The organism is Ureaplasma urealyticum serovar 8 str. ATCC 27618, assembly GCF_000169535.1.
GTDB classification, from domain to species: Bacteria; Bacillota_I; Bacilli_A; order Mycoplasmatales; family Mycoplasmoidaceae; genus Ureaplasma; species Ureaplasma urealyticum.
Genome location: NZ_AAYN02000002.1, coordinates 640,748 through 655,971, shown reverse-complemented (window position 1 = coordinate 655,971; position 15,224 = coordinate 640,748). Strand labels below are relative to the sequence as shown.

At 22.6% G+C, this 15,224-nt stretch carries 9 protein-coding genes and 1 pseudogene; 6 read left to right on the top strand and 4 right to left on the bottom strand.

The annotated features are described in order from the left end of the window. Nucleotides 1-11: 11 nt before the first annotated feature. The 3 genes and pseudogenes from UUR8_RS03900 to UUR8_RS02680 all read right to left on the bottom strand — a co-directional run. Entirely contained in the window at nt 12-596 is a 585-nt protein-coding gene (locus UUR8_RS03900; RefSeq protein ID WP_026057032.1) for a hypothetical protein, read from the bottom strand. Nucleotides 597-747: 151 nt separating this feature from the next. Continuing rightward, nucleotides 748-1,926 (bottom strand): DNA primase, encoded by a 1,179-nt coding sequence (gene dnaG / locus UUR8_RS03895; protein ID WP_004025540.1) that lies wholly within the window; start codon nt 1,924-1,926, stop codon nt 748-750. Further along, nucleotides 1,914-2,330 (bottom strand): annotated as a pseudogene (locus tag UUR8_RS02680) (His/Gly/Thr/Pro-type tRNA ligase C-terminal domain-containing protein); the annotation flags it as partial. The gene dnaG and the pseudogene UUR8_RS02680, both read right to left, overlap by 13 nt. 74 nt (nt 2,331-2,404) lie before the next feature. Here UUR8_RS02680 and UUR8_RS02675 point away from each other — a divergent pair. The 5 genes from UUR8_RS02675 (at nt 2,405) to UUR8_RS02655 (ending at nt 10,438) form a co-directional block, all read left to right on the top strand. After that, on the top strand, nt 2,405-3,181 hold the full coding sequence (locus UUR8_RS02675) for a hypothetical protein (protein ID WP_004025549.1): 777 nt from the start codon (nt 2,405-2,407) through the stop codon (nt 3,179-3,181). 20 nt (nt 3,182-3,201) lie between these two features. Further along, nucleotides 3,202-3,723: an adenine phosphoribosyltransferase gene (locus UUR8_RS02670; protein ID WP_004026209.1), complete on the top strand. Its 522-nt coding sequence runs from the start codon at nt 3,202-3,204 to the stop codon at nt 3,721-3,723. Nucleotides 3,724-3,937: 214 nt separating this feature from the next. Continuing rightward, nucleotides 3,938-6,679 (top strand): MBA family surface membrane protein, encoded by a 2,742-nt coding sequence (locus tag UUR8_RS02665; protein WP_004025600.1) that lies wholly within the window; start codon nt 3,938-3,940, stop codon nt 6,677-6,679. Between the two features lie 146 nt (nt 6,680-6,825). Further along, the gene (locus UUR8_RS02660) at nt 6,826-8,136 is read left to right on the top strand and encodes an endonuclease/exonuclease/phosphatase family protein (protein WP_004025635.1); all 1,311 of its coding nucleotides are present in this window, start codon (nt 6,826-6,828) and stop codon (nt 8,134-8,136) included. Between the two features lie 184 nt (nt 8,137-8,320). Beyond that, on the top strand, nt 8,321-10,438 hold the full coding sequence (locus tag UUR8_RS02655) for a DUF1410 domain-containing protein (RefSeq protein WP_004025821.1): 2,118 nt from the start codon (nt 8,321-8,323) through the stop codon (nt 10,436-10,438). 3 nt (nt 10,439-10,441) lie between these two features. Here UUR8_RS02655 and UUR8_RS02650 read toward each other — a convergent pair whose 3' ends face one another. Beyond that, nucleotides 10,442-11,605: an acetate/propionate family kinase gene (locus UUR8_RS02650; RefSeq protein ID WP_004026649.1), complete on the bottom strand. Its 1,164-nt coding sequence runs from the start codon at nt 11,603-11,605 to the stop codon at nt 10,442-10,444. Between the two features lie 269 nt (nt 11,606-11,874). Here UUR8_RS02650 and UUR8_RS02645 point away from each other — a divergent pair, with 269 nt between their 5' ends. Then, nucleotides 11,875-15,186: an MBA family surface membrane protein gene (locus UUR8_RS02645; RefSeq protein ID WP_004026047.1), complete on the top strand. Its 3,312-nt coding sequence runs from the start codon at nt 11,875-11,877 to the stop codon at nt 15,184-15,186. Nucleotides 15,187-15,224 lie beyond the last annotated feature (38 nt).

The window sequence follows — 15,224 nt, the reverse complement described above, 5'->3', positions numbered from 1 at the left end:
TTTTGTATTTATTATTGATTTTTATGAAATAAAGAAGCATTGATTAAATTGTCTAATAAAATTTTTTCATCATTATATTGTTTTATTAATTTTTCATTATTTATGATTTGTTCGTTATTATTCATATTTAAATTGATGAGTTTTAAACGTTTAATTTGATTATTTAATCATTCATATATAAAATTATTTTTAGCTAGTTCAAATGCTACTATATTATCAAACTTAGGGTTATATTTAATAATCTGGACCATTTTTGTAAGCTGGTTAATAACATTAGTATATTTACTGTAGTTTTTATTAATAAATTCAATAAAAGAATCAGTGTTTTTTAAAATATTATTAATCTTAAAATGATACAAATAAAAGTCTTCTATAATATTAATCACTAAACTTTGCTCTTTAGTTAACCGGTTACGAACTTGCGCATCAAGACGGTTGAAGAAAACCCGATTCATTAACATAATTACTACTAAGCGGTTAAAATGTTTATCAATTTTTGTTAGGATAACTTTTGGGTTTGAAGTGGTAAGTTTATTAGTTACTTGTGTTTGTTTTTGATATGATTGAATGTTTTTTTGTTTTCAATAAAATTGCATTGTTTGTTAATTAATAATTCTTCAATAACTTTTTTTAATAAATTTTCTTCAATTGAAAATGTTTGCTTCATGAAATCAACATATTTGTCTATATAAAAAATATCACCATATTTTTTAATGATTGTAAAACATTCTTGTTTATAACTGTGTTTTAGTGAGGGGTGGATTTGTTTGTATTACTAATTTCTAATAATAAAAATTCACTAATATGAAGTTGTTGGTCTAATAGCTTACTTGTTGCACTATAACCATGCTTATTTGCATATTCATCCATATCTTTACAATCATTATCTTTATGATCAACAATAAAAATGTTGAATGGAGAATTAATTAGTTTCATAATTTGTTTTTTAGTAGCTAAAAAACCTGCTTGATCGTTATCAAAACATAAAATTAAATCTTTAATTCCATAGCTTTTAATTAATTCTAAATGTTTATTAGTTAATTCAACGCCCATTGTTGCTACGACGTTTGGTTTGTTAGATTTATGAATTGTAATGACATCCATAAAACCTTCAACTATAAATAACTGATGATTATTTTCAATGGTGATAACATTATGAAAATTATAAAGAATTTCATCTTTTTTAAATACAGAAGTGGTTTTAGTATTTAAATATTTTGGTGTTTTCTCACTTGCAATTATACGTCCGCTAAAACCAACAACATTATTGAGATGATCATAAATACTAAAAATAATACGATCATTAAAAAAATCATGGTAATTACCATTCTTATCAATTACTAAAAAGGAATTTTCTATTAATTTATTTAATTCAAACTCATCATTTTCTTGTATTAAATTATTATAATTAGATTTTATTAAATTCAATAATTCATCATTATTTGGAGCATAACCAATTTTAAAATATGCTAAATCACTTTTATTTAAATTTCGTTTAGCTAAATAATCAATAACATGAATATTATTTTTATTATTTAAAAAATTAATAAATCATTTTTGAATTTGTTTGTTTAAATCAAAAACTTTATTTTTTTTAATTTCTTGTGGAGAAATTTTTTGTAAATGATTCAATAAGTTTAAATCTAAATTCATTAATTGAAGAATCTCTTGTGCTGCTAAAGCATAGGAGATTTTTTTATATTCAGCAACAAATTTAATTACATCGCCAGCATGATTACAAGCAAAACATTTAAAGATTTGTTTTTTATCATTGATTGATAATGATTCATTTGTATCATTGTGAAATGGACAAATAGCTCAATAATTATTACCCTTTTTAATTACTTTAATGTAATTTTGAATAACATCAGAAATATTTACAGCATTACGAATTGTTAAAAAAACATTGTTAGTTATTTTTGACATTGCTTTTGAAAATCTTCATGAGCTTTTTGGCTTAAATATAAAGATAATTCTGATAATTTAATTCTTTTTTGAGCCATTGTGTTTCGTTCACGAATAGTAAAAGTAGGATCATGTTCATCACCAAATGAATCATAATCAATTGTTATACAATAAATTGTTCCTATTGCATCTTGACGACGATAACGTTTTCCAATACTTCCGCTATTATCAAAAGTTACTGAAATATTTAAATCCAAAATTTTATTATAAACTACTTCTGCTTTTTCTTTTAATTTATTAACTAATGGCATTACAGCAATTTTATAAGGGGCTAGATCATATTTTAAATTCATTAAAATTCGGTCTTCATCATTTGCTAGTTTTTCAATAAATGTGGCCTCAGTTAAAATAGCATATAATAGCTTTTATTGGCTTATTTATTTTAGGTTTTATTGTTCCAAACCATAGTTTTAGTTTTGGTTCTGTATATGAGTTAATTATGAAAAGTGATTTAAAAGACTTTAATTCTCACGAGTTCAAAACTATTTTAGATTATAAGATTAATGATGGAGTAGTATCAATGCAATTTGATGCTAAAAAACCAAATGTTTTAAGCGAAATAGATTTGATCAGTTTAAATCACCGGTTTAGTGATGCAATTGTTTATAGAAGTAGTCAATATCATTTAATTAATAATATTACAAATTCAATTGCTGCGTATTTTATTATCTTTGATATTATTTTAATTTGATCAAGCATTTGACTAAAACCCCAATCAATAATCCCCATAATAATTAATCTTATTTGTACATCATTAATTAGTTTTGGTATTGCTGGATTATTACGTTTATTTAATAATCAAATATCAATTATTGCAATTAACACGAGTTTTGTTTTAATGACTAGTTTTAGTTTACATATTTGTTTAAATTTAAAACGAACTTTGGATTTAATGAAGCATGTAACAAAAAAACAATTACAATTTCAAATTCAAGATTCTTTAATTAAATACTTTAATACTTATAATATAATATACATTATGATATTATTTGCATTATTGTGATTAATGATTTTTACACCATTTGTTTTAATTAGTTTTAATGCAATTATTTTATTTAGTTTAATATCTACCCATTATTTATCAATCATAATTATTCATTGTTTATGAATGAAAATGGTTTATATTAGTAAAAGTTTATTAGCTAAGGATGATAATGCAGATAATGTTTATGATAAATTTGATGAACAAGAAATTATGAATATAAATAAATTTTAAAAGAAAGATTTATAACGATTATGATCAATATTGATTACATTAAATCAAAAATCAGGGATGTACCAGACTTCCCTAAAAAAGGAATCGTTTTTAAAGATATTACTCCTTTGTTTTTAGAACCAAAAATTATTGAAAAGATTGTTGATGATTTTGCTGACTTTGCTAAATCATTAAATATAGATGCTATAATAGGTGCGGAGTCGCGTGGTTTTTTATTTGCAGCACCATTATCAATCAAATTAAATAAGCCATTTATTTTGGTACGTAAACCAAATAAGTTACCAAATGATGTTTATAGTGCTGAGTACACATTAGAATATGGTAGTTCTCGTGTGGAGATGCACAAAGATGCACTAAAACCAAACCAACGCGTTTTAATTGTCGATGATTTATTAGCAACAGGAGGGACTGTTGCTGCGATTGAAAATCTTGTTCATCAAGCTAAAGGAATTGTAGCAGGGAGTGTTTATTTGATTCGTTTAGGATTTCTAAAAGGTGAAGAAAAACTAAGTGGAAAAGTTCATGCTTTAATTAATTATTAATTTTTATAAAAATTAAATTCCTACTTTAAGAACCTACCAATGTTCTTAAAGTATTTTTTTTATATTATAATACTATAGGAAATTTACACAATATAATGTTCCAAAAATTATTTTTTAATTTAACTAAAAATAGCATTAATTTTTATTTAAATTTAACTTAATTACAACCGGTATAAAATATAAATATTTATTTGTTTAGTGGATTGAATAAACTATGAGATTAAAAAATAAAAATAAATACTGAAACTTACTTATTGCTTCATTAATATCAATACCTATTATCAGCACCATTTCTGCATGTAGTTTTAGTGAAACCAGATATAAATTAAAAGTTTTAGATTATTTTTTAAAAACAGAAAATGACGATTATTATATTGCTTATGAATTTAATAAATTAACAAATGAAGATATGCAAAAAATGCCAAAAGTTATTTTTTCAACAAGTATTATTAATAGTTCAAACCAAAAAATTGCTTTTTATGTTGATATAAAACCAATTATTATAAATAATCGTATTTATATTCGCTTACCCCAACGTCCTAAACCTAATGAAAAAATTATTATAAATTCAAGTCAAGAATTTGTTGGCGTTCAAGTGATTCAAACTAATAAAATGTTAACTGAATCTATTGATTTTAATTTTAATAAAAAAGATGATTTAATCAAAGTTGTTGACCAGAGTGCCCGATTTACTAACATTAAAAAAACAGAAGTTGAATTCGAAATTAAGCTTTTAAATTTAAATCTTAATGATATTAAAGATAAAAATATTGAAATTGAATTAACAAATAAAAAAACAAATAAAACCTTTAAATTGCATTTTCTAAAATATCAATTTAATCACTTAACACATCAAAATAAAAAACCAGTATTAACTATTACTGCTAATTTAAATGCTGATGCAAATAACCAATTAGATGATGGTGAATATTTTATTTCTAAATTAGTTTTAGACCAAAAAAAACTTGAAATTAACCAAAATGTTTATAAACCAAGTGGGTTACAGTTAGATGGAAGTATTAATAATCAAAGACCAACTTATTTATTAATTCCATCTGTTTTTTCAAAATGAACAAAAATAAATGTTTTAGATACTAAAGTGATTAAAAATGATGGAATTCCACAACAATTACAACTTTCATATGATCATTTTATTAACCCATATAATTTTAAAGATAATATGTTAAGTGCAGATATTGAACTTATATCAACTAAAAATAATAAAACTATTATTTTAAAATCATTAAAGTTTAATCACGATAAAAACAATATTGTTTTTGATTTAGCCAATAATTTAGAATTACAAACTCTTATTTTAAAAACTCCTTTTTTTAAAATTAAATCATTAACAATAATGAATGATAAGCAAACTTTGCCATTAAGTATTAGAGAAAAACAGCTTGATTTAACTAATAAACATCTTTCTAAAATCATTAAATTTACATTTAATGATACTGATCCACAAAATATGCTTATGAAATTTCAATTAGATAGTGATTCGCCAATAGTGCAAAATACTAAAAAAGTTTTATTAACAATTAAAAAAATAAATACAGATCAGCAAGAAGATATAAAGACTTTTAGTTTTGATATTTTAGAAAACAAAATAACAACAGGTTCTTTTTATGATGTAAAAAATAAATATTTTCTATTAAATCTAAATAAAACTTTGAATGCTAAATCAATAGGTCAAATTTTTGAAAATGATTCTAATTATATAATTACTAAATTGATTGCGGTTAATAATGAAGCATCAATCAATGAAATACCAATTAAAATTGATGATTTACAAAATAAACAATTTACATTAAAATTTGCTGAATACCAATCAAATGTAATTAAATTTAATGCTAAAAATGATCCTGAATTACATCTTAATATCAAACATTTTAAACAACTTAATCTTACAAAAATTAATAAAATTAAATTGACTTTAAAAGACGGTAAGCAAATTATTTTTAATCGTTTAAATAATGAATTTAGTTTCCAACAAGCAGGATTTAAATTAAAAATTAACCAAAACACATTTCCAAATTATTTAAAACAACATCAATATGTAATTAAAAGCATTAGTTTAATAAATGATGATCAATCTGTGATTGAGTTATTATCAAAACACAATCATGAAGCTATTTTTGAGATTCCTCTTATAGCATCCCTTGATACTTGAGAATATGACAAAATCCATAATATATTAAAAATTAAAATGAAATTAGATACTTTAAGTTTACATCAAAGCTTAAATCCATCAGATTATGCTTTAAATTTTTATAATCTTGATACTAATATTATTAACCGAAAATTTACACTTAGTCCCCAAACTGTTTTATCTTCAAAAGTTAATAATTCAAATGTAATTGAATTAATTTATGATTTAGATAAAGATCAAAATATTTATGGAGGTTTAAATCCTGATAGCATTTATCAAATTAGTTCGTTAATGATAAATGCTAAACCAGTGATTATTAATACTTCTTTAACAATGATTCAAATTAGCACTCCAGATCCTAAGATAGAAAAAATTATTGCTAGTTATGATTCAGTAACCAAAAAAACAAAAATATCATTGCAGTTTTCTAATAATTGATGATATAACAAGAATGCGGATCATAAACTGTTTGCCATTATTTCGTCTTTAAAGCCTAAAAATAATAAAAATGCTGATTGAACATTTTCATTATCTAGAGTGTTTAACAATCCTGAAGCAATTAATTCAAACAAGGACACAGATTTTGTTTTAGATAAAGCAACTAAAACTTTAACATATGTAATAAATCGTCCATATATTTACTATGAAGATCAAAATGATCATGAGTCACTTGATTGGTATTATGATGATTTAGTACTTAATAAAGTAACAATTATTTATAATGATTTAACTACAGATGTTATTAATTCTTCTTCTAAAGATGATCAAAATTTAACTATTAAACTACCAAACAAAATTAACTCTTAACGATATTTTTTTTTTTTTTTTAAAACTTAATTTTTATAAATAAATGAATTCTATATGATTCATTTGCTTTGCCTTGTCTAAAAGATTAAAAAAGGATTAAATTATTGTTTAAAATTTAATGACTATGAACAAAATTAAGGAAATTTATGAAGAATAATAAAAGCCGGAAATGAGTAATTACTATTTCATTAACATTGTTAATCGTTTTAATAACAAGTGCAGTTATAGGCGTTGTTTTTTATTTAAAAAATAAAAAAAAGAATGATACAAGTGTAAATAATGATAGTTATATAATTCAAAATAATAATAATAATAATTCTTTAAAAGAACAACCAAACTCAACAAGATCATTTTTAAACCAAAAAACAATTTGTGTAGGTCATTGAAATGTTTTAAATCAAGGTGGAATAAATCAGTTAAAAAATGAAGCTTTAGCAAAGGTGATTCTAAAAAGTAATGTTGATGTAATTGCTTTAACAGAAATTAATAGTGCAAAAAATAATGAACACGATGATTTACCAATGCGTGCCATCTTAAAAGAATTAAATTTACACAAAAATCAATTTGATCAAACAGCTAATTGAAATTATGTGCTATCAAAAAACTTATTTTCAAAAGGCAATGAATCACAAACTGAACGAATTGGCTTCTTTTATAAGGCTAATATAATAAAACCAGTTCAAGAATATATTTACAAAAACAATGATAATAAAGATATTTTGTTTGAACAATATTTTAAGAACTCGAATGATAATACTAAAATTACTTATTCACGTCCGCCTTATGCCTATGAATTTCAAACTTTAGATAACAAATTTAATTTTACAATTGTCGCTAGTCATTTAGATTCACCAGGAGCAAACGAACATAAAACTAGCAAACATGATCATACTTATGGTAATAAAAATTTAAAAATTAATATTAAACAAGGCTCAAAGGAATTAAATGAGGCATATCAATTAGGAAATGTGATGGATTATATTGATAGATTAGATGGAAATAATGATGATTTAATTTTTGTTGGTGATACTAATATTAAAACAAAAAACGAATTAGGAGCCTTTGCTTCACTTTATAAACGTAATTATTTATCCAATTTTAAAGATGATAATGAAAATAACAAAACTACATTAGCAAAAACTTATTTAAAATACGCACAACACTATGACAAAATTTTTACTTCACCATCAATTAAAGTTTTAAATACTTATAAGTATGATTTATGATCAGTTTCTTTGACAAATACATTATTAGATAAAAACTGAAAATTAGCTTTTTTAAAAACCTATTTTGGTTCTTTAAGTAATCAACAAATGCAAAATATTGTTGATAATTGGGATGAAATAACAAAATCAAATGATGTATACATTAAAAAAGCTACTTCTATTATCTCAGATCATACTTTAGTTGCTGTTAATATTAAAATCGATGAAAATGATATTATTGATGAAAATTAATAAAGAGATTTAAATACATAAATTTATAAAAAAAGAGCACAAAAGTTATTATACTTAACGTTCAAGTACCTTTTTAAATTTATCGTAGATTAACAATAAAGTTTTAAAAATAGATTATTTATTGTATGATATAAAAGCTCAATTTGCTTTTTAATAGATAATTTCAAAAAAGGATTTATAAAAGATGATAACTAAAAAACATTTAACTAAAATAATTACAATTTTAACTTGTAGTACTTTAATTATTGGTTTATCTTGCTTAATTGGTGCATGTACTAAATCAAAAAGTAAAGTTGAAGATAAACAAGTACTTTTTAAAATAAAAAAATTTAAAACAACTACTAATAGTATTGAGTTATTTTTAGAAGGTAGTGCAGTTTTAGCATCACATTCATACAGTGTTGTTTTAAAAGAAAAAGCATCTGGTGATTTAAAAACAATTAATAATTTAAAACTAGTTAAAGATAATGATCTTAATAAATTAATTATTAATGAATTAAAACCAAATATGGGTTATGAATTAGTAGATTTATTAATTAATAATCAAAAACAGCTGATAACTAAATTAGATTTTATAACAAGTACATTAGCACAAGAAAATGTGGATCAATTTAGTATAAAAAAAATTGATTGAAAAAATATTACTAACAATAGTGCTGATTTAAATTTAGAATTTACAAAATATTTTTTAGCGAACGAAAACGAAAATATTTTTGAGATTAGTTTATTAAATTTACAAACCCAACAAATTACAAAATTTAAGTTTAATTATCAACCAAATTCGCCATCAATAACATTTAATTTTACTCAATTAGAAAACAACGCTAAATACCAAATTCATAGGATTGTTTTAAATAATAAAGAGTTAGTTTTTAGTAACCAAAATTTAGTATTATCTAATACTAATAAGCAAAACTCAAACCCGATTATTAAAGATTTAAACATCACCAAAATTGAAAAAGAAATTTATGATACTAGTGCAAAATTGATTTTTTATTTTAAAGATAATAAGTTAGGTGATTTAAATAATCAAAAATTTATTTTAAAATTAGTTTCAGCACGCCAACCATCAAATGTCCTAAGTTTTGAAAATTATGTCTACAACAACTCTAAAAAGACCTTATCATTTAATTTAACGGGTTTACAAATTAATACAAAATACTCACTAAATTCATTAACTCTTAATGGACAGCCAATATCATTAGCTAATTTAGATTTAAATATTTTAACCTCTACAAAATTAACTACTGTTCAAAGATTAGAGAACTTAGAACATGAAAGCAGTGATTTTTGATTTAATGATGAAAATTTGGATTTTAAGATTAAATTATATTTTGAAAATAACGTTAATTATTTAAAAAATAAATATTTAAAATTAGTATACATGGATAATGCAAATAACATCATTGTATCAAAACCTGTTTTATTTGATCCCACAAAAAAAGAGTACGAATTTAGTTTCGATAAAGTTTTATTAAACCGAAAATACACTTTTTCTAAACTAGTTTTTGATGATCTACAAGATTTTAGTGAAAAACAAGCTTTAGAAGTAAATACTCAAGGATTAAATAGTAGTTTTAATACACCTCAAGCAAAAATTAAAATCAAAAAGATTTCTTATAGTTCAACCGATAAATCCGCTAAATTAGAGTTTCATTTAGAAGATGATTTTGATTTAGTTGATGGTGATAAAGTTAGTGTTAAATATAGACTAAAACCATCATCTAATAGTATTGATACTACTAATAATACTGTTGAGGGTTTGGTTAATAACCACATATTGAATGTAACAATTAATGATTTAGAATCAAATAAATCATATGAAGTTATTGACTTTGTTATTAATGATTATAAAAATAAACAATTATTAAACAAACCTGAATTTTTAAAAAATAATACAAATCATCATAACCATCCTTTTAATATCCCGCTTGATTTTGATACTAAAAATAGTGATTACAAAACTAAATTTAATGTAAATGAAATTAGTAAATCTTATAATAAAGAAACTAAATTAACAACAATTAAATTAAAATTTGATAATATTCCCACAAATCCTACATCATCTAATAATTTTACATTTACAATTAAAAAACAAACAGGATATAAGACTAATCCGATAAGCCCAAAAACTTTAGAATATGATGTAAATAAGAAAACTTTAATAGCAAAATTTGAAAATATTGAGGACCAAATTGTTTATGATTTTGTTGATGTTAAAGTAAATAATCAAAATATTGAATTTAACAAATCATTAGATAAGTATTTTTATATTATTCATAGTGCTGACTATCATGAATAATTTTTATTTTGTCTTATTAATTAAATTTAGCATTTCATAAGCAATTTCGTGCTCTTCATTCACTAAACATAAATATATAGGAATTTGTGATTTAGATGTTGAAATTTTATTTAACGTGTTTGTTAGTATTAAATGATCGTTAATTTCAAGGTTTATTAGATGAATTTTACTAATAATTTTTTCTAAAACAAGATGTTCAAATTCACTAATTCCTCCCGAAAATACAATTGCATCAATCTTTTGTAAATGGTTTAAATATTTAATAAAATAATCAACAATGCTATCAGTGTACATCTCAAGGGCAAGTTGGTTATTTTTTTTGTGCAAATTATTAACAACTTCATTAATACTATGATGTTTTGTTAATCCATAAATACCTGATTGCTGATTTAAAAATAATATCAATTGCTTCAATGATTGGTTTTTTACTTTTTTTAAAGTAAGTAAAACACTAGGGTCTATATCACCACTTCTTGTATTCATAATAATTCCTGAAAGAGGAGAGTAAGACATTGAGGTATCAAATGATTTTCCATTTTTAATTGCACAAACTGATGATCCAGAACCTAAGTGTAAAATAATTAAATTAACATCTTGTTTTCCTAAATAATTTTGCATTATTTTATTACTATAACTAAAAGAAATTCCATGAAAACCATATTTACGGATTTTATGTTTTATTGCTATTGTTTGATCAATAGCAATAGTGTATTTATTTTTATTAATACTACGATGAAACCAATTATCAAAAATAATAATAATTTTTGCAGAGGTGTTTAAATGCTTAATGTCATTGATTAACATGATAGTATTTTGGTTGTGAATAGGACATAAATCTGTGTGTTGGTTAAGATCATTATAAATTTCATTATTTAAAAAAGCACTTGCTCCATAAAAATTTTTAACATAAACAGCTCGAATTCCAAAATAAGTGATATCTTCTAATTTTTTAATAATTTTTTTGTTAATTAAAAATTTAATGATTAAATCAACGTGATTGTTGTGATCATCATCAAGTAAATAAACATATTCATTTTTATCAAAGATATATTTTAGTTGGTGTGGGCTAACGTCTAAGCGAATTTTGCCACTAAATATTTGTTTTAAATTCATATCAAACAAGCAAAATTTTCAACTACTACTACCAATATTAATTATTAACATCATAATTAACCACCACTTATTAACTAAACTTTAAAACCAAAAATAAAAAATTCTGGTTTTTGATCAGCACTTTATTTATTATTTTATTATATGTGCATATGCTTTTTTAATAATTTAAATTCAATTATTTTTTATTATTTACTTATCTAAACATTGCTTTTAATATCTTAATAAAAGCAGTGTTTTTTTTTTTTTTTTGAATTGATGTTTATGGGTTATAATGATGTCGTATTGTTTTGTGTAAAATTAGTTATTATTAAGGATATAAAATTATGAAATTAATTAAGAAAAAGTTATTATTTTTATTTACAGCTGCTTTAGTTCCTATTGTTGCTACAGCACTTGCATCTTGTAGTAATAAATCAAAGTTAAATGTTAATGTTTTAATGAAAGATATAATTCATACCAAGAGTGACCATTATTATGTTGTTTATGAAGTTAATGAACTAAATACTTCACAAGGTATTTATAAGAATTTAATTTTAAACACCAATCTTTTTAATCCATTGTTAAATAAAAAAGTTGACCGTTTAGAAAATATTCATCCTTTGATTATTAATAACAAAATTTATTTAAGGCTAGCTCGTAAACCAAAAATTAATGATCATTTTATCATTAATTTTTCAAATGATGCATTTCCTGCACAACATTTAATTTTTGATCATACTTTAAATTTTATCGAACAAGATATTAATGAAGATTTAAATTTACAACCATCACTTCCTAATATAACGAAGATTGATCATTTAGAAATTAATGATATTTCGTTTACAAATATTAAACAAAACCAAGTTGATATAAAGATTAAGTTAAAAACAGTTTCTTTTAAAGACGATGCTATTCATAATTTTAGTTTAAAAATTGTCAAAAAAACTAATCACCAAATCATTACTAGTGATGCTGTTTTTAATAAGCAAAAAAATGAAATTGATGCTACTGTTTATAATTTAACATCTGATTGTGAATATTTATTAGATGAACTTAATTTTAATAATCAAAAAGTGCAATTAACTTCAATTCCAAACCACAGTTTTAAAACCCTTGATGATAGTGATAATCTTTTAAAAAATCTAGAAATTACAAAGATTAATGATAATGGTGCTAATTTAACTTTAAACTTTAAAGAGTTAAAAATAAAAGATGATAGTGATGAAGCTTTAAATAACATCCACATTAGTTTAGCATATAATAGAGTTTATAAAAAAGGTCAATTAGAGCTTAATAAGAAGCATTTTTTTATTGATAAATTAAACAAGAGAATTATTGTTTATATTGATGAATTAGAAAGAGGAACTCATTATGATATTAAACAAATTAAGATTAATGATCAAGTTTTAAATTTAAATAATCAAACACATGATTTTACAACAAAAGGCGATTATGCTAAAGTTGAAGCTATCGATTATGAAACAGCTGTTGATAAAATTACAAAAGCAGTTACAATCAAAGTAAAATTATCTGAAGATCTTGCTTTCTACAATCCCAATATTCATAATTTTAAATTTTTAATTAGGAAAGAAAATGATCAAAACCCAATTGAATTCTCAGAAGTTAAATACGATGAACAAGAACGTTCATTAACTGCTGTAATTAATGGTTTAGATGTTGATAAAACTTATGAAATTGATGATATCTTATTAAATGGTAAACCAGTATCTTTCCCTAGTGATGATGACTATGCAGGTGGATATTATGGACCTATTAACAAAACATTTAAAATACGTCCTGATCGATCAAGTATTGAAATTTTTAAAGATAAATCATTCTATAATTCTTACTATAGTGCTTTTAATAGTTGGTTTTGATATTTATCAACTACTAAAGAACATGATAATGAAAGATCAAAAGAAGTGAAAAAAGATTATAAAGAACACCTTTTCATTTCGGATATTACTAAAAATAGTGCGATTATTAATATTAAATGTGAAAAATTACTTTTAAGAAAAGAAAATTCTTTAAAACCCAAAATTAAATTAAGATATCATCCATTAAATAATCCAAATGAATGAGCATATAAGGAGTTTAGTTTTGAAGATAAAAATTGCTTCATGAGTATTGATGAAGATCAAAAAACAATTAAAATTAAATTATTAAATTTAGATAATCATATTAATTATGAATTTGTAAGTTTTATCTTAGAAGATGTTGATGGTAATTACCATAGTGATCCTTTTAATGTAAATGTTTATATAGGAGATTTTTTTGATTCTCATCCATTTCACTTGGATCTTTCATTTCTTAAATTTAAAACAAATGAGTTCAAAAAAGCTGTTTTTTCATTCACAAATACAAAATCAACTTCAACCGATCTAAATGTTGATTTACAAGACAATCAATATGCTGATAGTATTGAGCATAAAATAAAATATACTTTAGAAGATGAAAATCATAATAAATATAAGTTTGTTAAAAACTTATCAAAATCAGAAACTACTCAACTTAATGCAACAAAAAACATTATTTTACATCTTTTTGCTTTAGATAAAAATCAAACATTCAAACTTATTTCTTTTGAAATAGATGATGATAATTATTTAACTAATAATATTACAGTTAAAACACTTAATGAATCATCTCCACATTTATTATTAAATTTAGAATTTAATGATATTAAAAATACAAATAGTACTTTAAAATTAACACTAAACCAAGCAGTTATAAATATGCCAAAAAGAGTTGATGTTATTTTAAAAAATAAAAAAACAAACAAGCTGTTGTATTTATTTAAAACAGATTTTTATTTTGACAAAAAAACACACCAAGTACTAACTAAATTAGATAATTTAGACTTTAATACTGATTATGAAATTAGTGAACTTATTATTGATAAGCAACAGATTAATTTAAAAAATATCAATAACAAGACTTTTAAAACTTTAGATGAGGGATTTGATCAATTTTACTTAGATAAAATTGATCATGAAATTAACCAACAACAAAAAAACATTAAATTCAAGTTGCATTTTAGCGATTTCATCTTTAAAGATAAAAACACTCATAAAATGTCATTAGTGTTAGAAGATGAAAACAACCAACAAGAAAGTATTGATTTAAATGCTCATAACCAATTAAAAATCGACTATGAGCACCAAACAATTGAATTTGAATTAAAAGATTTAAAGCCTGATATCGAATATCGAATTAATTCAATTCAATTGAATGATAAAAATTTAGATTTAACTTGAGTAGATAACCAACGCTATTTTAATTTTCCTGGTATCTTAAATCCTAATTTAAAATGAAAAGTAGATAATATTAAATATGAAGTTAATGGATCTGATCCAAAAATTAATATTACTTTTGATCAAGATATATTTTTAAGTAATTTATCCCAAGATAAAGAATGTAATATTGAATTAAATTATGTATATAACAATAGTGATGGGGATACTTTAGAGTCAAAAATAGTTGCAAAAATTAATAAAAATAATAATAAAAGTGTTGAAATTACACTAACTAATGAAAATTGTTATTGATTAAATGATTTAAAAGATATATGCTCAAATCTTGATTCAAATCAGATCTCTACACAATTTTTAAAGAGTATTAAAATTAATGGTCATAAAATTCCTAAAGTAAACTAAGATATGAGAGTATATTTTACACAAAGATTTTACACAAA